The 23,191-nt window shown below is 70.7% G+C and carries 23 protein-coding genes; 16 read left to right on the top strand and 7 right to left on the bottom strand.

Going from position 1 to position 23,191, the window contains the following annotated elements; genetic code table 11:
* Position 1 precedes the first annotated feature (1 nt).
* The 11 genes from hpnK to GGQ83_RS09100 all read left to right on the top strand — a co-directional run bounded on the left by hpnK (position 2) and on the right by GGQ83_RS09100 (position 10,986).
* Positions 2-859, top strand: coding sequence for a hopanoid biosynthesis-associated protein HpnK (gene hpnK, locus GGQ83_RS09150; RefSeq protein ID WP_184383462.1), 858 nt, complete (start codon positions 2-4; stop codon positions 857-859).
* The gene (locus tag GGQ83_RS09145; RefSeq protein WP_184383461.1) at positions 856-1,824 is read left to right on the top strand and encodes a lysylphosphatidylglycerol synthase domain-containing protein; all 969 of its coding nucleotides are present in this window, start codon (positions 856-858) and stop codon (positions 1,822-1,824) included. The genes hpnK and GGQ83_RS09145 overlap by 4 nt, the downstream gene beginning before the upstream one ends.
* 66 nt (positions 1,825-1,890) lie before the next feature.
* Complete coding sequence (locus GGQ83_RS09140) at positions 1,891-2,649, top strand: SDR family oxidoreductase (protein WP_184383663.1); 759 nt, start codon at positions 1,891-1,893, stop codon at positions 2,647-2,649.
* Between the two features lie 31 nt (positions 2,650-2,680).
* Positions 2,681-3,064, top strand: a complete 384-nt coding sequence (folB, locus tag GGQ83_RS09135) for a dihydroneopterin aldolase (protein ID WP_184383460.1) — start codon at positions 2,681-2,683, stop codon at positions 3,062-3,064.
* 416 nt (positions 3,065-3,480) lie between these two features.
* Positions 3,481-5,367, top strand: a complete 1,887-nt coding sequence (gene uvrC, locus GGQ83_RS09130) for an excinuclease ABC subunit UvrC (RefSeq protein WP_184383459.1) — start codon at positions 3,481-3,483, stop codon at positions 5,365-5,367.
* Between the two features lie 121 nt (positions 5,368-5,488).
* The gene (locus GGQ83_RS19940) at positions 5,489-7,594 is read left to right on the top strand and encodes a tetratricopeptide repeat protein (protein ID WP_207017953.1); all 2,106 of its coding nucleotides are present in this window, start codon (positions 5,489-5,491) and stop codon (positions 7,592-7,594) included.
* 46 nt (positions 7,595-7,640) lie between these two features.
* On the top strand, positions 7,641-8,243 hold the full coding sequence (gene pgsA / locus GGQ83_RS09120; RefSeq protein WP_184383458.1) for a CDP-diacylglycerol--glycerol-3-phosphate 3-phosphatidyltransferase: 603 nt from the start codon (positions 7,641-7,643) through the stop codon (positions 8,241-8,243).
* Complete coding sequence (locus GGQ83_RS09115) at positions 8,240-8,869, top strand: hypothetical protein (protein ID WP_184383457.1); 630 nt, start codon at positions 8,240-8,242, stop codon at positions 8,867-8,869. Before pgsA ends, GGQ83_RS09115 begins: the two co-directional genes overlap by 4 nt.
* Before the next feature lie 5 nt (positions 8,870-8,874).
* Entirely contained in the window at positions 8,875-9,126 is a 252-nt protein-coding gene (moaD, locus tag GGQ83_RS09110; protein ID WP_184383456.1) for a molybdopterin converting factor subunit 1, read from the top strand.
* A complete protein-coding gene (locus tag GGQ83_RS09105) occupies positions 9,089-9,574 on the top strand; it encodes a molybdenum cofactor biosynthesis protein MoaE (RefSeq protein ID WP_184383455.1) in 486 nt (161 codons plus the stop codon). The genes moaD and GGQ83_RS09105 overlap by 38 nt, the downstream gene beginning before the upstream one ends.
* The gene (locus GGQ83_RS09100; protein WP_184383454.1) at positions 9,568-10,986 is read left to right on the top strand and encodes a hypothetical protein; all 1,419 of its coding nucleotides are present in this window, start codon (positions 9,568-9,570) and stop codon (positions 10,984-10,986) included. Before GGQ83_RS09105 ends, GGQ83_RS09100 begins: the two co-directional genes overlap by 7 nt.
* Here the strand turns inward: GGQ83_RS09100 and GGQ83_RS09095 are convergent.
* Both GGQ83_RS09095 and xseA read right to left on the bottom strand, forming a co-directional pair.
* Positions 10,931-11,716, bottom strand: a complete 786-nt coding sequence (locus GGQ83_RS09095) for a M23 family metallopeptidase (RefSeq protein WP_184383453.1) — start codon at positions 11,714-11,716, stop codon at positions 10,931-10,933. The genes GGQ83_RS09100 and GGQ83_RS09095 overlap by 56 nt on opposite strands.
* Positions 11,713-13,146, bottom strand: coding sequence for an exodeoxyribonuclease VII large subunit (gene xseA, locus GGQ83_RS09090; RefSeq protein ID WP_184383452.1), 1,434 nt, complete (start codon positions 13,144-13,146; stop codon positions 11,713-11,715). Before xseA ends, GGQ83_RS09095 begins: the two co-directional genes overlap by 4 nt.
* Positions 13,147-13,190: 44 nt before the next feature.
* Between xseA and purD the strand changes: the two genes are divergently transcribed.
* Complete coding sequence (purD, locus tag GGQ83_RS09085) at positions 13,191-14,459, top strand: phosphoribosylamine--glycine ligase (protein ID WP_184383451.1); 1,269 nt, start codon at positions 13,191-13,193, stop codon at positions 14,457-14,459.
* A gap of 206 nt (positions 14,460-14,665) precedes the next feature.
* On the opposite strand, the gene GGQ83_RS09080 is transcribed toward purD, so the two are convergent.
* Together GGQ83_RS09080 and GGQ83_RS09075 are read right to left on the bottom strand one after the other, a co-directional pair.
* Positions 14,666-15,457, bottom strand: coding sequence for a carbon-nitrogen hydrolase family protein (locus GGQ83_RS09080; protein WP_184383450.1), 792 nt, complete (start codon positions 15,455-15,457; stop codon positions 14,666-14,668).
* A gap of 63 nt (positions 15,458-15,520) precedes the next feature.
* Entirely contained in the window at positions 15,521-16,372 is an 852-nt protein-coding gene (locus GGQ83_RS09075; protein WP_184383449.1) for an NUDIX hydrolase, read from the bottom strand.
* 62 nt (positions 16,373-16,434) lie between these two features.
* Between GGQ83_RS09075 and GGQ83_RS09070 the strand changes: the two genes are divergently transcribed.
* The 4 genes from GGQ83_RS09070 (at position 16,435) to GGQ83_RS09055 (ending at position 20,014) form a co-directional block, all read left to right on the top strand.
* Positions 16,435-18,309 carry an ABCB family ABC transporter ATP-binding protein/permease gene (locus tag GGQ83_RS09070; RefSeq protein WP_184383448.1) on the top strand — a complete coding sequence of 625 codons (1,875 nt, stop codon included), beginning with the start codon at positions 16,435-16,437 and terminating at the stop codon, positions 18,307-18,309.
* A 115-nt stretch (positions 18,310-18,424) separates the two neighbouring features.
* Entirely contained in the window at positions 18,425-18,667 is a 243-nt protein-coding gene (locus GGQ83_RS09065; protein WP_184383447.1) for a hypothetical protein, read from the top strand.
* A 149-nt stretch (positions 18,668-18,816) separates the two neighbouring features.
* Positions 18,817-19,113: a 50S ribosomal protein L28 gene (gene rpmB / locus GGQ83_RS09060; protein ID WP_184383446.1), complete on the top strand. Its 297-nt coding sequence runs from the start codon at positions 18,817-18,819 to the stop codon at positions 19,111-19,113.
* A gap of 130 nt (positions 19,114-19,243) precedes the next feature.
* Positions 19,244-20,014 carry a sensor histidine kinase gene (locus tag GGQ83_RS09055; protein ID WP_184383445.1) on the top strand — a complete coding sequence of 257 codons (771 nt, stop codon included), beginning with the start codon at positions 19,244-19,246 and terminating at the stop codon, positions 20,012-20,014.
* Between the two features lie 55 nt (positions 20,015-20,069).
* On the opposite strand, the gene GGQ83_RS09050 is transcribed toward GGQ83_RS09055, so the two are convergent.
* The 3 genes from GGQ83_RS09050 to GGQ83_RS09040 form a co-directional block, all read right to left on the bottom strand.
* Positions 20,070-20,879 (bottom strand): esterase-like activity of phytase family protein, encoded by an 810-nt coding sequence (locus GGQ83_RS09050; protein ID WP_184383444.1) that lies wholly within the window; start codon positions 20,877-20,879, stop codon positions 20,070-20,072.
* 160 nt (positions 20,880-21,039) lie between these two features.
* Positions 21,040-22,905, bottom strand: coding sequence for a cobaltochelatase subunit CobT (gene cobT, locus GGQ83_RS09045; protein ID WP_184383443.1), 1,866 nt, complete (start codon positions 22,903-22,905; stop codon positions 21,040-21,042).
* A gap of 1 nt (position 22,906) precedes the next feature.
* Positions 22,907-23,089, bottom strand: a complete 183-nt coding sequence (locus tag GGQ83_RS09040; RefSeq protein ID WP_184383442.1) for a hypothetical protein — start codon at positions 23,087-23,089, stop codon at positions 22,907-22,909.
* Positions 23,090-23,191 lie beyond the last annotated feature (102 nt).

Genomic DNA, 23,191 nt, shown 5'->3' with positions numbered 1-23,191 from the left:
CATGACGCGCCGCCTCATCTTCAACGCCGACGACCTCGGCCTGCATGCCGCCGTGAACGAGGGCATCGAGCGCGCCCACCGCGACGGCGTGCTGTCCGCCGCCAGCCTCATGGTGGGCGAGCCTGGCTTCGAGGAGGGCGTTCGCATCGCTCGCGCCAATCCGGGACTGGCGGTGGGCTTGCACCTCACGCTGACCGATGGCCGCCCCGTGCTGCCCCCCGCGCAGATCCCGAGCCTGACCCAGGCCAACGGCCTCTTCCGCGACGACATGGACCGGATGGGCGCGCGCATCGCGCTGTCCCGCGCCGCGCAGGACGAGCTGGCGGCGGAGGTGGCCGCGCAGATGGCCCGCTTCCGTGAAACCGGCCTCCCCTGCGACCACGTCAACGCCCACAAGCATTTCCACAACCACCCCTGGATTGCCGGCGCCCTGATCCGCGCGGCGGCGGAAGCCGGGGTGCGCGCCATCCGCGTGCCCTGGGAACCCCAGCGCCTGATCCGCGCGGCCGAGGCCATCAGTGGTGAGGGAAGGGGCGATGACGTGGGCGAATGGGCGCTGCGCCCCGCCGGCCGTGTTCTGCGCGCCCGCGCCGCCCGTCGCGGCCTGCGCGCGCCGGACCTGATGGTGGGCCATTCCTGGTCCGGCCATTTCACCCCGGCCCGGCTGCGCGCCGTGCTGCCCCTGCTGCCCGAGGGGGTGACGGAACTCTACTTCCACCCCGCCGCGCGCGACGGCTTCGGCCGTGGCGGGCCGGGCTACCGCCACGAGGCGGAACTGGCGGCGCTGACCGACCCGGCCGTGATCGAGGCCGTCGCCACCCTGCCGCGCGGCGGCTGCACGCCCATGCTGTTCCCGTGAATCGTCTTGGACTTGTCCTGGCCCTGCTGGGCCTGGTGGTGGGCGTGTGGCTCATCGCCATGCAGGACCTGGACGCGCTGGCGGGGCTTTTCGCCACCGCGGGCTTCGGGCTGCTGCTGCTGCTGCCGGCGCATCTGCCCTTCATGGCGGCCAATGCCTGGGCCTGGGCCATGCTGATGCCGCGGTACCAGCGCCCGAATGCCGTGGCCATGATGGAACTCATCTGGATCCGCGAGAGCATCAACACCCTGCTGCCGGTGGGCCGGGTGGGCGGCGAACTTGCCTGCTACCGGCTGATGCGGCGGCAGGGCGTGGGCTCGGGCGCCGCGGCGGGGGGGCTGCTGATGGACATGGGCCTGTCCGTCCTGTCGCAGATGGCTTTCGCGCTGCTGGGGTTGGCGCTGCTGCTGGCCAGCGGGCAGGAGGTGGGGCTGGCCGTCATCCTGGGGGTGACACTCGGTGGCATCGTGCTGGCGGCCCCCTTCATCGCCATCCAGAACGCCCGCGTGTTCGGCCGCGTCTCGGCCTGGCTGAACCGCATCACGGCCGGGAAGATCGCGGGGCTGGCCGAGGAGAGCCGCCGCATAGACGCCTTCCTGCGCCGCGCCTGGCGGCTGCCGAAGCTGCTGATCTGGTGCTTCGCCTGGCAGCTTTTCGCCAACATCCTGGGCGCCTTGCAGATTTGGGTGGCGCTGTGGCTGATGGGCATGCCCATCACCTTCCTGGAGGCCGTGATCATCGAGGCGCTGGTCCAGGCCGTGGTCGCCTTCGGCTTCGCCGTGCCCGGCGGCCTGGGCGTGCTGGAGGCGGGCTTCATCGGCGTGGGCGCCCTGATGGGGCTGGACGCCACCACCAGCGTGGCACTCGCCCTCATGCGGCGCTTCCGCGAGGTGGTGCTGTACCTGCCCGGCCTCGCCGCCTGGGCATGGGTGGAGCGAAGACCCCCGGTTGCGCGCCCGGCCTGACGCCCCAATTGAGCGCGGCCATGACCGCAAGGAGCTTCCGTGACCGGCTTTCCCATCGCCCCCGCCATGCCCCGCCATGCCCTCGTCACCGGGGGGGCGAAGCGGCTGGGTGCCGCCATGGCGCGGGCGCTGGCGGGCGCGGGCTTCGACGTGACGCTGCACGCGAACCAGTCGCGCGCCGAGGCCGAGGCGCTGGCCGACGAGATCCGGGCCATGGGCCGCCTCGCCCATGTGCTGCAGGCCGATCTGGGCCGGGAGGGCGAGGTGGCGCACCTGGTGGCGGACGCCACGGCCGCACTCGGGCCGCTCGGCGTGCTGGTCAACAATGCCTCCGTCTTCGAGCGTGACGAGTGGGAGGACGCGACCCGCGAAAGCTGGGACGCGCATCTGGAGCCCAACCTGCGTGCGCCCTTCAAGCTGACCCAGGATTTCGCCCGCGCCCTGCCGCCCGGCGCCGAGGGGGTCGTGGTGAACATGCTGGACCAGCGCGTGCTGTCGCTCACGCCGCATTTCGTCTCCTACACCGTCTCCAAGGCCGGGCTCTGGGCGCTGACGCAGCAGATGGCACTCGCCCTGGCGCCGCGAATCCGGGTGGCGGCCATCGGGCCGGGGCCGGCGCTGCCCAGCCCCCGCCAGAGCCAGGCGCAGTTCGACCGGCAATGCGCTTCCGTGCCCCTGCGCCGCGGCACCAGCCCGGAGGAGGTGGGGCACGCTTTGCTCGCCATCCTGGCCATGCCGAGCTTCACGGGGCAGGTGATGTGCCTCGATGGCGGCCAGCACCTGCAATGGGCCCCGGTGGCGATGGGGGCGGCGCCGGAGGAATGACCACCGGCGCGACTCATGCTAAGCGCCGGCGATGACGGAAATCCCCTCGCCGCGCCTGCGCCGCGTCTTTATCCGCGGCCTGGAACTGCAGGCGCGCCTGGGCGTCCATGCGCATGAGAAGGTGGGGCCGCAGCGCATCGTGGTGCATGTGGAGCTGGACGTGCGCGATGACGGGCCCGATGTGGGCGCCGATGACCTGGCGCGTGTCGTGGACTATGAGCAGGTGGTGATCGCCGCCCGCCAGGCGGTCGCGGGCGGGCATGTGCTGCTGGTGGAGACGCTGGCCGAGCAGGTGGCCGCGCTGGCGCTGCGCGATGCGCGGGTGCTGCGCGCCCGGGTCTCCATCGAGAAGCCGGACGCCTTCTCGGACGTGGCGGCGGTGGGCGTCACGGTGGAGCGCGCCCGCGCCGGTTGAGGCGCTACTTTCGCGTGCGCGGCCGGAGCGGGTTGACCTGTCCGGGAAGCCAGCGGAAGGGCCAAGTCAATCCCCAAATTGGGTGGGCCGTGGATTTCATCCACCGCCCAGACATGCACGCCAAGGGGTTCGCAAAGCACCACATATGCGTAACCGCGCTGCCACAAGCCTTAATCTCTTCGTGCTAATGTCTATAAAAATCAATTACTTACAATTTTGCCGAGTTTCTGGGCAATCTCTTGCAAGTCCAGTCCAAAGGCCGAACACAGGAATGCGGGCCCATTGTCGCCCACAGGGTTATCCACAGCTTCCGGGGATAGTTTGCGAAGTCGCGCCGGAGGGGGGAAAAACAGGCCGCGCGCCCCTGCCCGGTGTCACGGCGCGGGGCCGGCACAGCCACAGGTTGCCAAAGCGTTATGTCCACTGACGAAGTTTCCGGGGCCATTCCAGAGGCGCCGCCGCCCTCGGGCCTGGCGGTGCTGGAGGGGGCGCTGCCCAACCTGCCGCTGTCGCCGGGCGTGTATCGGATGCTCGATGGCAAGGGGGATGTGCTCTATGTCGGCAAGGCGCGGGCCATCCGCAAACGGGTCGCGCAATACACCCAGACCGCCCGCCTGCCGGAGCGGCTGCGGCGCATGGTGTTCGAGACGCGGCGGGTGGAGGTCATCACCACCGCCAGCGAGGCCGAGGCGCTGCTGCTGGAAGCCAACCTCATCAAGAAGCTGCGGCCGCGCTTCAACATCGTCCTGCGCGACGACAAATCCTACCCCTGGCTGATGGTGAGCGACGACCACCCCCACCCGCAGATCGCCAAGCACCGGGGCGAGCGGCGGAAGGGCGCCAGCTATTACGGCCCCTTCGCCAGCGTCTGGGCGGTGAACCAGACCATCACGGCCTTGCAGCGGGTGTTCCTGCTGCGGACCTGCCGCGACACGGTGTTCGAATGCCGCGACCGGCCCTGCCTGCTGTATCAAATCAAGCGCTGCTCGGCCCCCTGCGTGGACCGCATCAGCCAGCCGGACTACGCCGCGCTGGTGGCCGAGGCCAAGCAGTTCCTGGCCGGCGAGGTGCCGACCATCCAGAAGCGCCTGGCCGCCGAGATGGAGGCCGCCGCCGAAGCCCTGGAATTCGAGCGCGCGGCCAGCCTGCGCGACCGCATCCGCGGCCTGACCCATGTGCAGGGCAGCAGCCGCATCAACCTCGACGGCGTGGGCGATGCCGATGTGGTGGCGCTGCACATGGCCGCCGGGCAGTCCTGCGTGCAGGTCTTCTTCTTCCGGGGTGGGCGGAACAACGGCAACCGCCCCTATTTCCTGACCCATTCCAAGGCCGACATCACGCCCGAGGAGGTCATGGGCAGCTTCCTGGCCCAGCTCTATGACGACCTGCCCCCGCCGCCTTTGGTGCTGCTGAGCCACGACGCGCCCGAGGCGCCGCTGGTGGCCGAGGCACTGGCGCTCAAGGCCGGGCGGCGCGTGGAGCTGCACCGCCCCCAGCGTGGCGACAAGCGCGCCGTGGTGGAGCACGCCGAGACCAATGCGCGCGAGGCGCTGGAACGGCGCCTGGCCGAATCCACCGCCCAGGGGCAGTTGCTGGAGGGGGTGCAGCGCCTGCTCGACCTGCCCGACAGGCCGGAGCGGATCGAGGTCTATGACAACAGCCATATCATGGGCACCAATGCTTACGGCGCCATGATCGTGGGCGGGCCTTCGGGGTTCCTGAAATCCGCCTACCGCAAGTTCGGCATCAAGGAAGCGAAGGCCGGCGACGATTTCGGCATGATGCGCGAGATGCTGGAACGCCGCTTCGGCCGTGCCCTGAAGGAGGACCCCTCGCGCACCGGCGAGGGCTGGCCGGATCTGGTGGTCATTGATGGCGGGCAGGGGCAGTTGTCGGCGGCGGCGGCGGTCATGGAGGAACTCGGCCTGCATGACATCCCGCTGCTGGCCATGGCCAAGGGACCTGACCGGGACGCCGGCCGCGAATGGTTCTTCATGGCCGGGCGCGAGCCCTTCCAGCTGCCGCCACGTGACCCCGTGCTGTATTATCTGCAACGTCTGCGTGACGAGGCGCACCGTTTCGTCATCGGCAGCCACCGGGCGGGACGGGCCAAGGCGCTGACGAAGTCGGAGCTGGATGACATTCCGGGCGTGGGGCCCGCGGTGAAGCGCCGTTTGCTGAACCATTTCGGCTCGGCGCGGGGGGTGAAGCAGGCGGGGGAGACGGACCTCGCCAATTGCCCCGGCGTGGGGCCCTCATTGGCGAAACGCATTCATCAGCATTTCCACCCGGTGGGGGGGTGAGGACAGGGAAGGGAGCTTGGACTTCTCCCCGGACCCCCTAGATCATCTCGCTTGAAAATACTTGGCGTTGAGGCAAGCTTGCCGGGCTCTGCAGGAGAGGACGGCAGTGGCGCTCGGGCTCATGAAGGTCGCCCTCGGCGGGGCTTTGGGCGGCGTCGGCGATGTCGGGGGCAAGCTGGCCGGGGAGGCGGTCGAGAGGCTTCTTGGCCGGGCTTGGGAAGAAGCGCGGCTTCACGCCGTGGCCTATCTTGACAGGCCGTTGAATCACGACCTGGAACGCAGCCTGCGTTTCTCCATGCTCGTGGCATGCTTGGCCGTGGTGAATGACGAAGCGGTGGCGGAGCAAGGCGCGAAGTTCGACGACCGCGGCGCGCCGCCCGATACATTCACGCCCGACGCGCGCGCCTGGCTGCACGGACGGCTCGGCGCGCTGGATGAACTGCCGAAGGGGGCGCATGGGGCGGAGATCGAGGCCTTCCGCGCCACGCTCGACACCGCCTTGCCGCCGCGACATGACCCGCGCGACACGGCTGAGGCTTGGCGGCTACGCCAGGCGGCCGAGTTGGCCATGTGGGTGGAACTGACCCAGGCGTTGCCCGGCGCGGCGATCCCACCTGGGTTTCAGGAGCGCTTCGCGAGCAATGATGCCAACAGCCCCGGCTGGTTCGCCTATGCCATCGCCTTCCTGCGGGCGAGCCTGAAGGACAAGCCCGGCGCCCGGAACGCCTTCTTCGTGGCTGGGCTGTCGGCGTTGAAGGGCGCGGTAAGGCGCATCGAGGAAGCGCAGACTGAGGAGGCGGAGCGCGCGCGGGGGGCGGACGCTAACACCCACACGAAGCTTGACGAATTGCCCCATGCCATCACCGCCCAACTGATGGCTGCGCTCCGGCAAAGCGGCGTTCTGTCAAGCGCCGCGGCGGAGGGTCTGGCAGAGCGCACGGTTCTCGCCCTGGCGCAGCGCCTGAACCCTGCCACGGCTGCGAATCTTGAGCAGGCTGTGCGCGAGGTGGAGCATGCGGTGGAGATCGCGCTCACCACCATCCGCCGTGGCGAACGTCCCGCCTCCAACGAGGATGCCTTCGTGGATGCCGTGCTGGCCGAGGTGGCGCGGCGGACCCGTTCGGGCAAGCTGGATGACGCGGCGCAGGCCGTGGATGACGGCTTGGCGGAGCTGGAAATCCGCGCGGCTGAGCAGCGCGATGCTATGCGGCGCGCGCGTGCGACGTTGCTGGAAGCCGGCATCAACCAGGACCTGCTGCGCCGCGATGCGGAGGCGGTGGCGAAACGGGTGGAGGCCCTGGTGGCACTGGACCAGCCGGTGCGGGCCGCTTGGGCGCCTGCACTCCGTACGCGCTGGGACGCATTCCACAAGGAAGGGCGCGACAAGGGCCTGAATTTGTCACTCGAAATTGCCATTGCCATGGCGCGCCGCATGCTCGCCACGGCAGCGACGGCGGATGAGCGGGGCGTGGCGAACAACCTGTTCGGCATCGCACTCCATACGCTTGGCGCGCGCGAGAGCGGCACGGCGCGTGTGGAGGAGGCTGTCGCGACCTATCGCGCAGCGCTGGAGGAATACCGGCGTGAGCGTGTACCTCTGGACTGGGCGCTGACGCAGAACAACCTAGGCATGGCACTCCATACGCTTGGCACGCGGGAGATCGGCACGGTGCGCCTGGAGCAGGCGGTGGCGGCCAATCGCGCGGCGCTGGAAGAACGCACTCGTGAGCGGGGGCCACTGGAGTGGGCGCAGACGCAGAACAACCTTGGTAACGCGCTCAAGGCACTTGGCGACCGCGAGAGCGGCACGGCGCGCCTGGAAGACGCGGTGGCGGCCTATCGCGCCGCGCTGGAGGAACGCACTCGTGAGCGGGGGCCGCTGGACTGGGCACTGACGCAGAACAACCTTGGTGCCGCGCTTGAGGCACTTGGCGCGCGCGAAAGCAGCACGACGCGTCTGGAGGATGCAATGGCGACATATCACGCGGTGCTGGAGGAGTGGACTCGTGACCGGGTACCCTTCCCCTGGGCGCTAACCATGGAAAACCTCGCCATTGTCGAAGCAACGTGGGGCAACCAAACCAAGGACCCCGCCCGCTGGCGCGCCGCCCTACAGCATGTCGAGGCCGCCCTGGAGGAATACCGCCGCGCCAACGCCGAGTACCATATCGAAAAGGCCACCCGCCTCCGCGACTCCCTCCTCGCCAAACTCCCCCCCACCCCCTGAATCACCGCCATTCCCACCCACCCCCCGGGCAAGCTACATAACCCCCGTGCCCACCGATCTTCCCAACCTGCTCACCATCTCCCGCATCCTCGCCATTCCGGTGATGGTGCTCCTGGTTGCCATCCAGGCGCCCTGGGCGGACATGGCGGCCTGCGCGGTCTTTGCCGTCGCCGGCATCACCGATTATTTCGACGGCAAGATCGCGCGCGACCGGCAGATCACCTCCGACTTCGGCCGCATGCTGGACCCCATCGCGGACAAGCTGCTGGTGGGCGCCGCGCTGATGCTGCTGGCCGGCTTCGACCGCCTGGGCGAATTCGGCCTGCTGCCCGCCATCGTCATCCTCCTGCGCGAGATCCTGGTCTCGGGCCTGCGCGAGTATCTGGCGGGGCTGAAGGTGGGGCTGCCGGTGACGAAGCTCGCCAAGTGGAAAACCGGTTTCCAGATGGGCGCGCTCGGCGTGCTGCTGGCCGGCGATACGGGGGCGGCGGTGATCGGCCTCGGCTTCCTGCCCATCTCCATCATCGGCGAGGCCATGCTCTGGACGGCGGCCGCGCTCACCCTCATGACAGGGTGGGACTACTGGGTGGCCGGGCTGCGCCACGCCGCCCGCCCCCCCGGCGCGGCCCCCGAGGCCGACCGCCGATGACCGAACAATCCCTGCCCGGCGCCCTGCGCGCCGCGACAGGCCCCGGCGCTTCGCGCGCCGCGATAGGACCCGGCGCGGGACGCGCCGCGATAGGAAAGGTGCTGGACGTGGCCAAGCCTGTGATCCCCGGTGGAAATTTCGCCGCCCTCGCCCTGGCCGGGCTGCTGCTCTCGGCCTGTGGCGGCGCGGGCGGGATGCGCGTGCCGGGCATGTCGCCCTCCTTCTCGGCCGGCGGGGTGGAGTTTCCGACGGACAGCATGACCATCCAGCGTATCCGCCGCGCACCGGTGGCCGAGCCCAGCATTCTGACGGTCGAACCCGGCAATGTCTGGCCGGAGCAGGAAGGCCAGCGCGCCACCATGGCCGACCCTGACGCCGCCCTGCGCGGCCTGCCGCGTGCCACCTTCCCCGAGGCGCCCCGCCAGCCGCCCATGCAGCGCATCGCGCCCCGCGCCGATGGGCGCATCATCAACACGCCCGATGGCGCGGCCGTGACCACCGGCGGCAATGACCGGGTGCAGGGCACGCTCTCGCCGCGCGGCTCGGGCGTGGCGATTCGCGATGGCGGGACCGTCACCATCATCGAGCCCGGCTCGCCGCCCCGACTCGTGCCCGCGCCCCGCTGAGCGGCATGAAGATCCTGTATTTCGCCTGGCTGCGCGAAAAACTCGGCGTGGCCGAGGAGGAGATCACGCCCCCCGCGGGTGTCGTCACCGTCCGCGACCTCATCGCGCACATGGCCGCGCGCAGCCCCGCCCATGCCGAGGCCTTCGCCGCCGGCAAGGGGGTGCGCTGCGCGGTCAACCTCGACTTCGCGACCCCCGATGACCCGGTGAAGCCCGGCGATGAGGTGGCCTTCTTCCCGCCCGTCACGGGGGGCTGAGCCGGTGCCTCGTGTCCTGGTCCAGGAAGCCCCCTTCGACGTGGCGGCCGAGATGGCGCGCCTCACCGAATCGCGCCACGACATCGGCGCGCTGGCCAGCTTCACGGGGCTCTGCCGCGCCGATGACGGCCTGGCGGCCATGGTGCTGGAACACTACCCGGCCATGACCGAACGCGCGCTGACGCGCATCGCGGAGCAGGCCATGGAGCGCTGGCCGCTGACCGGCTGCACCATCATCCATCGCGTGGGGCGCCTCACGCCCGGCGAGCCCATCGTGCTGGTGCTGGCCGCCAGCGCCCACCGGGCCGCGGCGCTGGAGGCCTGCGCCTTCCTCATGGACTGGCTCAAGACCCGCGCGCCCTTCTGGAAGCGCGAGGAACCGCGCGAGGGCGCGCCGCGCTGGGTCGAGGCCCGCGCCGAGGATGACGCGGCGGCCGCGCGTTGGTAGCCCCGCCGAAGCCCATCCCCGCGCCCCCTCCCGTCAAGAGGGCGGCGGCGCTGGTCGCCATACTGGGCGGGGCGCTGCTGTTGCTCTGGCCCGCGGTGCTGAACGGCTATCCCGTCATCTTCAGCGACACGGGGGCCTTCATCTCCCAGACCGTCGTGCCGCTGATGATCTGGGACAAGCCCTGGATCTACGGGCCCTTCGCCTGGGTGTTCCACCAGCATGTGTCGCTGTGGTTCACCATCATCGCGCATGCCCTCATCGTCTCGCACATGGTCTGGCTGCTGGGGCGCGTGGTGGGCTGGGGCTCGCCCCGGCGGCATGTGGCGCTGTGCCTGGCATTGGCGGCGCTGACGGCGCTGCCCTGGTCTGTCTCCATCGTCATGCCCGATGTGCTGACGCCGGTCGCCATCCTGGGGACGGCGCTGCTGGCCTGGGGCTGGCCGGCGCTGAGCCGGGCGGAGCGCGCCTGGCTGCTGGTGCTGACGCCCATCGCCGTCGCCTCGCATCTCTCGAACCTGCCCGTGATCTTCGCGGTGCTGGTGCTGGCCCTGCTGCTGCGGGCGGGCTGGGGCGTGGTGATGCGGGCGGCGGTGCCGCTGGTGGGCGCCATTGCCCTGCTGCTGGTGACGAATGTGGTGGGGCATGGGCGCCTCTCCATCTCGCCCTATGGCAGCACCTTCCTGCTGGCGCGGATGATCGCGGACGGGCCGGCGCAGCGCACCATCGCCGCACTCTGCCCGGAGCGCGGCTGGTATCTCTGCGCCTTCGTGGGGCGATTGCCGGATGACGCGGATGAGTTCCTCTGGAACCAGACCAGCGCGATGAACCGCCGCCCCGACGGCACTGCCATCTTCCTCGGCGGGCGGGAGATCGCGCCCGAGGCGCGTGAGATCGTGATGGAGACGCTGCGGCGCGAGCCCGGCACGGTGGTGATGCTGGGGCTGGGCAATTTCCTGACGCAGATGACGCGCTCCGGGCTCGGCGACACCACGCGCCGGCGGGATGTGGGCTATGGCGTCATCCCGCATCTGCGCAACGGCTTTCCGGCCGCCGAGGAGGCCCGCTTCCAGTCCGCCCTGCAGCAGCGCGACGAGCTGAACGCCTGGGCCCTGGCCGTGGCGCGGGTCTTCCCCCTGGTGCTGATCCTGGCCGCGCCCTTCGCGCTGCTCGGCTGGGCACGGGCCCATGCGGCGCGGGATGCGCGGGCGCTGGGGCTGCTGCTGGCGCTGCTGGTGGGAATGACGGGCAATGCGCTGGCGGTGGGCGCGCTGTCGGGGCCGCATCCGCGCTACCAGGCGCGCATCGCCTGGTTCCTGCCACTGGCGGCCGTGGTGTTCTGGCGCCCGCGGCCGGGGGTCATCCCGGCAGCAGCGGTTCCGGATCCAGCCAGGTCGCATACCAGCCCAGGCTGAAATGGAGATGCGGGCCGGTGACGCGGCCCGTGGCGCCCATGTCGGCGATGCGGGCGCCTTGGTTCACCTCGGCGCCCTCGGCCACATGGATGTCGTTCAGGTGGGCGTAGAGGCTGTGGACCCCGTGGCCATGGTCCAGCACCACCAGCTTGCCGAAGAAGAAGAAATCCGCGGCCAAGGTCACGCGGCCGGGCAGGGTGGCGGCGATGGGCGTGCCGGTAGGCTCCGCGATGTCCAACCCATAATGCGGCGCGCGGGGCTGGCCGTTCAGCACGCGCTGGCTGCCGAACACGCCGCTGATGCGCCCGCGCGCCGGCCAGGCCAGGTCGCCCGTGAAATCCGTGCGGGGCGTGTCGGTGGCGCGCGCCTGGGCGAGGCGCGTGCGCTCCGCGCCGATGCGGCGCAGCGCCTCGGCATCGGGCGTCACCTGGGCGGGCGGCAGGCCGGTGATGTGCTGGATGCGCCAGTCGCGCGGGGCGACCTCCAGCACGCGCGTTTCCTGACCCACGCGCAGCGTGGCGCGCGGGCCGTGGTCGCGGCCGAAGCCCAGGGCGAAGCGGCCCTCGGGCGAGACGCGCACGGCGCGCCCGTCGAGGGTGACGCTGCGGCCCATGGCCCCTTCGCCGCGCAGCAGACCGCCCTGTTCGGCGCGGCCTTGCAAGGTGAAGGCGGCGGCCGGCCGGGCCAAAACGAGCGCGGGCAGGGCGAGGGCGAGGCGGCGGGCGATCATAGCAGCGTCCCTTGCTTGTCCTCGGCGCTGGGCGTGCGGGCGGATTGGGCCTCCACCTGCCCATCCCGGAAGGTGAGCCGCAGCTTTTGGCCCGGCCGAACCGTGGCGGCGCTGGTCACGGCGGCCCCCTTGGCGTCCTGCACCAGGGCAAAGCCCCGCGCCAGGACGGCGTGGTAGCTGACGGCCTCCAGCCGCGCCGACAGCCCGGCCAGTTGCGCCGCGCGTTCGCGGATCAGCCCGGCGACGGGGGCGGAGGAAAGGCGGCTCAGCGCCGGCGCGGCCGAGCGGCGCTGCTGCGCGCGCGCCCAGGCGGCATCGGCGCGCTGGGCCAGGGAAGCGAGGCCGGCGCGGGCGGCCGCCAGGATTTCGCGCGGGTGGCGCAGCCCCGCCTCGGCGCGCACCAATTGCCCGCGCTTCACCTGCACCAAAGCGGGCAGGGCGCCCGTGAGCCTTTCGCCGCGGTCGTCCAGGCGCTGGCGGGCCTGGGCCAGCAGGGCGGGCGCATCGGGCAGGAAGCGCTCGGCGCGGGTCAGGTTCAGGTGGGCGGCGCGCAGCCTGGCCTGCACGGCCTGGTCCAGCCGCGCGGATTTCTGCGCGATGTCGGCCGCGATCTCGACGCGGGAGGGCACGGCCAGTTCCGCCGCCGCGGTCGGCGTGGGCGCGCGCCGGTCCGAGGCGAAATCTATCAGCGTGGTGTCGGTCTCATGCCCCACGGCGCTGATGAGGGGGATGGTGCAGGTGGCGGCGGCGCGGACCACCTCCTCCTCGTTGAAGGCCATGAGGTCTTCGAGGGAACCGCCGCCGCGCGCCACGATGATGACGTCGGGGCGCGGGATGGCGCCACCCTCGGGCAGGGCCGAGAACCCATTGATGGCGGCCGCGATCTGCGCGGCGGCACCCTCGCCCTGCACGGCCACGGGCCACAGGATGACATGGCGCGGGAAGCGGCGGGCGAGCGTGGTGCGGATGTCCTGGATGACGGCGCCGCGCTCGCTCGTCACCACGCCGATGACGCGGGGCAGCAGGGGCAGGGGCCGCTTGCGCTCGAACAGGCCTTGCTTGAGCAGGGCCACGCGCAGGCGTTCGATGCGCGCCAGCAGCGCGCCCTCGCCGGCATATTCCAGCTTGTCGATGATGAGCTGGTATTTGGAACGGTCCGCATAGGTGGAGAGGCGGCCGGTCGCGATCACCTCCACGCCGTTCTCTGGCTTGAGGCCGAGGTTCCGCACGGCGCTCTTCCACACCACGCTCTCGATCTTGGCGTCCTGGTCCTTGAGCGAGAGGTAGATGTGGCCGGATGGGTAGGGCTTCACCTCGGTGAGTTCGCCGCGCACGCGCACGCGCGCGAAACTCCCTTCCAGGGTGCGCTTGATGGCGCCCGCCAATTCGCCGACACCGTATTCCGGGATGTTGGAGATGGTTCCGTCCATCGGGGCCTTATACGGATCGTTTCAGGTTTTGCGGAGGCAGGGTGATGCGGGTTCTCGTGGTGGGTGGCGGCGGGCGGGAACATGCGCTGTGCTGGGCCATCGCGGCATCGCCCCTGTTGAGCAAGCTGTGGTGCGCGCCGGGCAACCCGGGCATCGCGGAGGTGGCGGAATGCGTGGGCGTAGGCGCCACCGACATCGAAGCCCTGGTGGGGTTTGCGAAGTCTGAACGCGCGGACCTGGTGGTGGTTGGCCCGGAGGCGCCATTGACGCTGGGCCTCGCCGATGCCTGCGCGGCGGCGGGCATTCCCTGCTTCGGGCCGAGTGCGGCCGCGGCGCGACTCGAGGGCAGCAAGGCCTTCTTCAAGGAGGTGGCGGTGGCCGCCGGCGCCCCCACCGCACACTACGCCGTCTTCACCGAGGCCGATGCCGCGCGCGCCCATATCGCCTCGCGCGGCGCCCCCATCGTGGTGAAGGCCGATGGGCTGGCCGCCGGCAAGGGCGTGGTGGTCGCCATGACGGAGGCGGAGGCGCTGGAGGCCGTCACCGACATGATGGAGGCGGGCATCCATGGCGCGGCCGGCGCGCGCGTGGTCATCGAGGAATGCCTGGTGGGCGAGGAGATCAGCTTCTTCGCCTTGTGCGATGGCACCACCGCCATCCCCTTCGGCGCCGCGCAGGACCACAAGCGCGCCCATGACGGCGATACGGGGCCCAACACCGGCGGCATGGGCGCCTATTCGCCCCCGCCCGCCTTCACGCCCGCGCTGCAGGAGGAGGTGATGGCCACCTGCATCCGCCCCGTGCTGGCCGAGATGGCGCGGCGTGGCGCGCCCTTCCGGGGGGTGCTCTTCGCCGGGCTGATGCTGACGGAGGCGGGGCCGAAGCTGCTGGAATTCAACACCCGCTTCGGCGACCCCGAATGCCAGGCGCTGATGCTGCGCCTGAAGAGCGACCTGCTGCCCGCCCTGCTGGCCGCGACCCAGGGCGAGCTTGCCCATTTCGACCTGCGGTGGGAGGGGCTGTCCTCCATCGTGGTGGTCATGGCCGCCGAGGGTTATCCGGTGGCCCCCGTCACGGGCAGCGAGATCCGCGCGCTGGAGGCGGCGGCGCAGGTGCCGGATGTGACCATCTTCCACGCCGGCACGGCCCGGCGGGAGGATGGCGCGCTGGTCGCCGCCGGCGGGCGCGTGCTGGGGGTGGCGGCGGTGGGGGCCAGCCTGCGCGAAGCCCGCGGTTCAGCCTATGCGGCGGTGGATGTGGTGGATTGGCCGGGCGGATTCTGCCGGCGGGATATCGGCACGCGGGGGCTCTGACGCCGCTCGCTTCCAGCCAGGCGAAGGCCTGGGCGTTTCTTCGCCTGGTTGGGCGAAGGAATTCACGGCATGGCATCGTTCAAGGACGAGCTGGAAAGGTGCAGGTAGCGGGATGCCGCCCAAGGCGGATGTCGTGCAGGCGGCCTTGGCCGATGGCACGGCTCTCACTCTGTCTCTTGGGCGGAGCCTACTCCTTGTTCATGCGCTCAGATGGTCAGTGAATAGGTCATCACCATGCCGCCGTTCACCTGTGCGCCCGAGATGCCGTCTGGCGGCAGGGCATGCGCGGTGGTGTAGGGGCCGCCGGCGGGATAGACGCCCGCGCTGACGCTGTTGCCGTTCATGTCGGTGTGAATGGCGAAGCCGCCGTTGCGCACCACCATGTTCGCGGGCAGGAAGCGGCTGCCGTCCGAGATGAGGATCTGCAAGTCCACCGTGCGGTTCGCATTGGCGTTCCAGGTCGCCAGCCGCCCGTGCTCACCGCAGATCTCAAGCCCTACGCCCACGCCGTCCACCTCGAAGAAGGGGTCGCTGTCCTTGACGTCATAGCCGAAGCGGCCGGCATTCTTGCCCGCCGCACCGTCGTCGAACTCCTTGTACTGCTTCAGCAGGAAGCTCCCGCGCCGCAGCACGGGGCAGACATTGTAAGCGAGCGCGCGGGTCTGACCGGGCTTGTGGTAGAAGATGGAGCCCGCGACCAGCACGAGCGAGCCCGCGCGCTTTGAGATCTTCTTCAGTCCGCCATAGATGCGGTGCTTGTCGTCGCGGTCCATGGCGATGGGGCCGAGGACGGGCACAGTCCGGCCGATGACCCCGTAGCCAGACCAGAAATACTCCGGGGCCACCAGCATCCGCAGGTCCGGCGCGCCGCCGAACTTCGCGCGCAGCAACGTATCGGCCTGGGAGACGGTCAGGGCGAACTCGTCCATGCGCCCCGCAGGGTCGGCGGGGAAGTTGTGCTTGCTGACCTTCAGCAAGCCGAGGGCGAGGCGAGGCATGAGCATCTCCACAACTTCTGCGGGAAACTATGCCGAACCTGGGACCCCCCGTGCAAGCAGCCGTCACGCCCCCTGGTCGAGCAGCGGCGCCAGGTTCGCGGCTTCTGCCTCCGGCAGCAGGCCCTCGCGCAGAAAGAGATGGATCAGCACCAGGTTCACGTTGAACTTCACGCTGTCCGTCTCGCGCACCGCCTCCAGCAGGCGGGTGGCGGGCCAGAGCTCGAAGCGCTCCACCTCGTCGTCATGCGGCGTGGGGGTGAAACCCTCGGGCAGGTCCAGGTCATAGATGTGCAGCACGTCGCGCCGGAGGCCCTCGGGCAGCGTCAGGATGTAGGAGACGCGGCCGGCGTGGCGGGCCTGCGCCACCAATTCGGGTGGGATGGAGGCCTCCTCGGCCGCCTCCTTCACCAGCGTCTCGGCCGGCGTCAGTCCCGCGGGCACCCCGCCGCCCACCAGGTTGTCGAGCTGCCCCGGGGCCACCGCCTTGTCGCGCGCCCGCACCCCCACCCAGACATGCAGCCCATCGGCGCGCCGCACCAGGCCATTGAGGTGAACCCCATGGCCGATGACGCCGAAGGCGGGGATGGCGCCCCGGTCCAGCGTGCCCAGCACCGGCCCCTCGAAGCCCGTGCGGATGTCGAAATTCTCGCCCCGGATGCGGAGATAGCCCTGGCGCGCCAGGTCGCGGCAGGCGGCGGCCAGCGCGTCGGAGCGCGCGCCGGCGCTGCGCAGCCGCCCGGCCATGGCGACCCCGTCCCCGTCGAAATGGAAGCTCTGCGGCAGGAAGGTCAGCGCCTGGGCCAGCTCCTTCGACACCCAGCCCACCTGCGGCCCCCCGAAGCGGAAGGGCAGCAGGTGCGCGGGGGAGGGCGTGTTGTTGCAGGCCAGGATGTGGCGCATCAGCGTGGAGGACATGTCATCCATCTAACACCGGGCCCGCGCTTTCCAACCTGCGCGTTCCGCGCCATGTGGCTGCGATGCAACCGAAGCCCCCCGGAAACCACCGCAGCGCCCTGATCTCCATCCTCCCCTATCTCTGGCCACGCGGCGAGACGGAGATGAAGGTCCGGGTGGTGGTGGCGGTGATCTGCCTCATCCTCGCCAAGGCCGCGGGCGTGCTGGTGCCCATCGCCTATGCCCGCGCGGTGGACGCGCTGGCCCCGCGCGAGGGGGTGGGGGCCATGCTCGCCATCCCCATCGCGCTCATCCTGGGCTACGGGCTGCTGCGGGTGGTGAGCGCGGGGCTGGCGGAGCTTCGCAACGCCGTCTTCGCCAAGGTGCAGGCGCGCGCCGCGCGCTGGGTGGCGCTGCGGGTGTTCCGCCACATGCACGCGCTGTCCATGCGCTTCCACATGGACCGCGCCACGGGTGGACTGTCGCGCGTGATCGAGCGCGGCACGCGCGGCATCGCCATCGCGCTGAACTTCCTGCTGTTCAACATCATCCCGACCATCGTGGAAATCTTCCTGGTGGCGGGCATCCTGTGGTGGATGTTCGACGTCAGCTTCGCGTTGACGGTCATCGTCACCATCGTCGGCTACATCGCCTTCACGCTGATCTTCACCAATTGGCGGCTGCGCTTCCGTCGCGCGATGAACGCGATGGACGAGGAGGCCAACACCAAGGCCATCGACAGCCTGCTGAACTACGAGACGGTGAAGTACTTCAACAACGAACGCCACGAGGCCGCGCGCTACGACGAAAGCCTGAAGCGCTACGAGGTGGCCTACACCCGCAGCGAGACCACCCTGAACATGCTCAATGCCGGCCAGGCGCTGATCATGTCGGCGGGGCTGACGGTGGTGATGCTGCTGGCCGGCGGCGGCATCGGCAATGGCACGATGAGCGTGGGCGACTTCGTGATGGTGAATACCTACCTCATCCAGCTCTATCTGCCGCTGAACATCCTGGGCTTCGCCTATCGCGAAATCCGCCAGGGGCTGACGGACATGGAGCAGATGTTTTCCCTGCTCGATGTCCCGCGCGAGGTCGAGGACGCGCCCGGAGCCCCCGAGCTGAGCGTGCCGGAGGGGCGCGTGGTCTTCGACGACGTCCGCTTCCACTACCGCCCCGACCGGGAGATCCTGAAGGGCGTCAGCTTCGAGGTGCCGCCGGGGCGCATGCTGGCCATCGTCGGGCCCACGGGGGCGGGGAAGTCCACCATCTCGCGCCTGCTGTTCCGCTTCTACGATGCCACCGGCGGCCGTGTGCTGGTGGATGGGCAGGATGTGCGCGGCGTGACGCAGGACAGCCTGCGCCACGCCATCGGCGTGGTGCCGCAGGACACGGTGCTGTTCAACGACACCATCGCCTACAACATCGGCTATGGGCGGCCGGGGGCGAGCGAGGCCGAGATCATCGAGGCCGCGAAGCTCGCCCAGGTGCATGACTTCGTGATGAAACTGCCCGATGGCTACAGGACGCGGGTGGGCGAGCGGGGCCTCAAGCTCTCGGGTGGCGAGAAGCAGCGCGTCGCCATCGCGCGCACCATCCTGAAGAACCCCCGCGTGCTGATCCTGGACGAGGCGACCAGCGCGCTCGACACCGCGACGGAACAGGAGATCCAGTCCGCGCTGCGGCAGGTGGCGACGGGGCGCACCACGCTGGTCATCGCGCACCGGCTTTCCACGGTGGTGGAGGCGGACGAGATCATCGTGCTGCAGGATGGGCGCATCGCGGAGCGTGGCACCCATGCGGCGCTGATCGCGGAGGGCGGGCTCTACGCGCAGATGTGGCAGCGTCAGGCCGATGCGGTGGCGGCGGCCGAGGCGGCGGCGCGGGCGGAGGCCGAGGCACGGTTTGGCGAGGGGCTCAGCGCAAGGCAGCAGGGCGAGCATCGCCCCGGCGCCTGATCCGCGCAGGCGCGGTGAATCAGTTGTCCATACATGAAGCAGCCGTAAGCTTTGCCCCCTTCCGTCGCGGCACCGCCTGCCCCATGTCGGGGCCAGCGTATGTAACCGGGAAAGAATGAGCATGGAGCAACAGACGCCCGAGGATCTGAGCCACGCGGGCTCGGTCGTGGACAAGGCGATCGAATACATGCTGGAGCAGAACATCGCCCCGGTCTCGGCGGCCTCGGCCCTGTTGGGCGGGGCGCTGGGGCTGCTCTCGCGCAGCATGGATGACCGCTCCATCGCGGGCGTGCTGCGCCAGGCGCTGGCGAGCGTGGAGGCGGGGGAGCTGCGCCAGCTTCCCACCCTGCCGCGCTGACCTCCCAAAGGGGTGGACCAGGGGGAGGACCAGGGGGGGTTGGAATCGGCCGCGCGCGCTTGACTTCGCGCGCCGGCTGACGCAAACAACCCCACGCATTGACACCGCGCGCGGCACGCCGTGCGCGCTTTTCGTTTGGGATCACGATCATGGCTCGCCGCTGCGGCATCACCGGCAAGACGGTTCAGTCTGGCAACAACGTCAGCCACGCGAACAACAAGACGCGCCGGCGCTTCCTGCCCAACCTGCAGCACCAGTCCTTCTGGTCGGACGTGCTGGGCACCTCCATCCAGATCCGCCTGACGACGCACGGCATCCGCACCATCGAGCACAATGGCGGCCTCGACGCCTTCCTGCTCACCACGCCGGACCGTCGCCTGCCGGCCGAGGCCATCACCCTGAAGCGCCGCGTCGAGCGCGCCCAGGCGAAGAAGGCCGCGGCCTGACAGCACGGACGGGCGCAAGCCCCGGGAAACGCGCCGTGCCCGCAAGGGCCGGCGCGTTTTCGTTTTCGCCGAGTCTCGCGGAGTGAGACGGTCCAGGGTTTGTTAACCCTCGCAAGTTATCTTCCGCGTCATGTCGAGCGGTTCCATCCTCTTCTGCCTCTCCTTCCTGGTCCTCGCGGCGGGCCTGGTCGTGGTGTCCCTCTTCCGGCAGCGCCAGCTGATGGCGCGCCTGACCGCCGCGGAGGCACGCGCCACCCGCGGCGGCCGCGCCCTCGACCTCATGGCGCGGGAGGTGCACGGGCTGGGCCTGGGCCTGCTCGGCCGCGCCCAGGTGCTGGGCGGCGAGGCGGGGGCCGGCTTCGAGGCCGAGGCGCGGCGCATCCTCTCCCTCGCCGATGCGGTGGTGGAGGCGCATGGCGTGGTCAGCGCCGCGCGCGCCCTGCGCGATGAGCGCTTCGCCCTGGGCCCCGTCCTGGCCGATTCGGTGGAAGCCGCGCAGCGCCAACTCGGCCCCGGGCTGCGCCATTGGCGCCTGGACCCCCTGCTCGAATCGCTCGTGGTGCGGGCCGATGCCCGGGCGCTGCGGGGCGCGCTGGTGCAGGTGCTCTGCCGCGCCGCCCGCGCGACGGGCGAGGGCGATTTCATTGACATCCGCGCCGTGCAGACCCCCCAGGGCGTCACCATCGTGGTGGAGGATGAGGGGCTGGGCCTCGCCGTGGATGATCTCTCGCCCACCTTGCATTGCGGTGAGGAGCCGCGCACGCGCGGCCTGGTGCTGGGCCTTTCGCTCGCCCGTGCCCTGCTGCGCGCCCATGGCGGGGAACTGGTGATGGAGGCCGCACCCGGCGTGGGGGCGCGTGCCTTCCTCTCCCTGCCCGCGAACCGGGTGGTGGTGAACTGACGCGCGCCCCTCAGGCCATCTCCCCTCAGGCCATCTCCCCTCAGGGCATCTCCCCTCAGGGCATCTCGTAAAGCAGGATCATGCTGCGCTGGGCGGCGCGTTCATTGTCGTCGGAGATGAGGGCGACCAGGGTGCGCCCGGCGCGACGGGCCACGGCCACGCCTTCCCAATTGTCGGCCGGGCCGTCGCCGGGCAGGCGCAGCAGCGTCTCACCGCGCAGCGGGGCGTGGCCCGCAAAGGCCTGGGGCGGCAGATGCGCCAGCCGGCACCGGAAGCCACTGAACAGCGAAAAATCCCGTTCGACCACCAGCGCACCGCCATCGGGCAGGCCGGCCGCGCCGGTCGGCACCATGGGGGTGGCCGGGGCATAGTCGCGCGGGGTCCAGGCCACGCGGCGGCCCTCGATGGTGCCGAGCCACGCGCGGGTGGTGCCGGGGGCGGTGCCGCGCAACTGTTCGGCCAGGGCCAGCAGCCGGCCATCGGCCAGCAGGGTCAGCCCCTCCAACCCCCCATTGGAGGGCGCGTCCGTCAGGCCCGGCGGGGTGGGGAAGGGTGCGCCAGGCCCTTCCAGTTGGCGGTGGCGCTGAATGCGGTGGCGGCGCTCGAAGCCCACCAGCCAGTCGCCATCGGGCAGGCGGGTCAGCGCTTCGGCATCGCCATGGGTGATGCCCCGCAGGGGCGCGCCGGTGGCATCGCGCAGCGGGCCGTGCCGCACGCCGGAGATGCTGCGTGGCGCGCCCGCCGCGTCCAGCTCCAGCCGCGCCCGCCACCAGCGGCCGCGGTCGCTGACGGCGGTCAGGGTGAGGTCGGACGTCATGTGCAAGCCGGAAAACCCGCCGAAGCGCCAGGCGCTGGTGTCCAGCACCAGCCCGCCCAGAGGGCGCAGGCCGGGTGTCGCAGGCTCGGGCAGTGGGAAGGCGCCGGCGCGCGGCAGCGGGTCGCCCTGCGCCGCGCAGGCGGGCAGGGCGAGGGGGAGGGCGAGGAAGGCGCGCCTTGGTGTCAGATCACCGCCGGGGCGCGCTGCATCAGATGACCGCCGGCGCGCGTTCGGAGGCGGCCCGTTGCCATGCCTCGGCGGCGTCCTCGTCAAAGAGTTCGGCCAGCTTCTTCATCATGGTGCCGCCGAGCTCCTCGGCGTCCACGATCGTCACGGCGCGGCGGTAGTAGCGCGTCACGTCGTGGCCGATGCCGATGGCGATCAGCTCCACCTGGTTGCGCGTCTCGATGGTCTTGATCACGTCGCGCAGATGGCGTTCCAGGTAGTTGCCCGGGTTCACCGAGAGGGTGCTGTCATCCACCGGCGCGCCGTCGCTGATCACCATCAGGATGCGGCGATGCTCGCTGCGGGTCAGCAGGCGCTTGTAGGCCCAGTCCAGCGCCTCGCCATCAATGTTCTCCTTCAGCAGCCCCTCGCGCAGCATGAGGCCGATGGCGCGGCGCGAACGGCGCCAGGGCGCGTCGGCGGCCTTGTAGACGATGTGCCGCAGGTCGTTCAGGCGGCCGGGGTTGCGCGGCTTGCCCTCCTGCACCCAGCGCTCGCGCGATTGGCCGCCCTTCCAGGCGCGGGTGGTGAAGCCCAGGATCTCGGTCTTGACCGCGCATCGTTCCAGCGTGCGCGCCAGGATGTCGGCGCACATGGCCGCGACCGTGATGGGCCGGCCGCGCATGGAGCCGGAATTGTCGATCAGCAGCGTGACCACCGTGTCGCGGAAATCCGCGTCGCGCTCCCGCTTGTAGGAGAGCGAGAGGGTGGGGTTGGCCACCACGCGCGCGAGCCGCGCCACGTCCAGGATGCCTTCCTCCAGGTCAAAGTCCCAGGCGCGCTGCTGCTGCGCCATCAGGCGGCGCTGCAGGCGGTTGGCAAGCTTGGAGACGACGCCTTGCAGATGCTGCAGCTGCTGGTCGAGCTGCTGGCGCAGGCGCGTCAGCTCGTCGGGGTCGCAGAGGTCATCGGCCTCCACCACCTCGTCGAACTGGGTGGAGAAGGCGCGGTAGCGGCTGGCATCGTCGGTGACGGGAACCTCGCGGCGGGCCTGGGGGCCGCCGGGCTTCTCGTCGCCCTCGGCGGCGGCGCCTTCCTCCTCGGATTCCTGCGCCTCCTCGTCGGCGGCGTCGCCCTCCATGGTCTCGGGCTCGGCGCCCTGCATGGATTCCTGGTCCTGCGACTGCGCCTCGCCGGCCGAGGACTGGTCCTGCTGGCTGGCTTCCTCGGCGCCCTCGTCGCCTTCCTGGTCGTCGCTGGATTCCGATTCCAGCTCCGCCTCGGCCAGGTCCATGGCGGCGAGCAGCTTGCGCGCGGCGCGGGCGAAGCCCTCCTGGTCGTCGGTGGCCGTGCAGAGCTCGTCCATCGCGGCGCTGGCTTTGTCGTCCAGGCTGTCGCGCCACATGTCCAGCACGCGCTGGGCCGCGGGCGGCACGGCCTCGCCCGAGATGCGTTCGCGCGCCATCAGGGCCAGGGCCGAATGCAGCGGCAACTGGTCCTTGCGGGTCATGCGGTCATAGCCCTCCGCCTCGCACTCCTCCGAGAGGCGCGCGCGGAGGTTGGCGGCGACACCGGCCATGTGGCGGCTGCCCACGGCCTGCACGCGCACATCCTCCAGCGCGTCGAAGACCTCGCGCGCCTCCTTGCGGGCGGGGGCGCGGGCGGCGTGGGTCGCCTCGTCGTGGTGGCGCAGCTTGAGGGCCACGGCATCGGCCGCGCCGCGCAGCTTGGCCATCTCGGCGGGGGGAAGGGAGCGGGTGGGCAGCGGCAGGCGGGCGCGCTTGCCCGAGACGCCGGCGGGGCCGGGCTGGAAGGCGACCTGGACTTCCGTCTGCTGGGCGATGGCGCGCACGGCGCCGGCGGTGGCCCGCTTGAACTCTTCCTGCCGCGTGAGGTCCTGTTTGCTCATGTCATGCCTGCCTTGCGAGCCAGATCCAGCACGCGCCGCGCGCGAGCAGGCCGGTGGCGATCGAGGCGCCCAATGCTTGCACAAAGGATGCCTGGACGAGATTGGAAGTGACGCCCGCGCCCGCCCAGCTGTCGTAGGACTGGGTCAGCGAGAGGATGAGGCCGGCCAGCGCGCCCGCCACCATCCAGCGGGTGAAGGTGGCGGCGCGCTCCTGCGCGGGGGTCTGGACGGGGCGGGGCTGGGCCGTGGCGGCCTGCGCCTTGGGCGCGCGCCGACGCGGCCCCAG

Origin of the sequence: Roseococcus suduntuyensis (assembly GCF_014196305.1) — a bacterium.
Lineage (GTDB): Bacteria > Pseudomonadota > Alphaproteobacteria > Acetobacterales > Acetobacteraceae > Roseococcus > Roseococcus suduntuyensis.
Note: the sequence above shows the minus strand (reverse complement) of the source record. Positions and strands in the feature narration are given on the sequence as shown.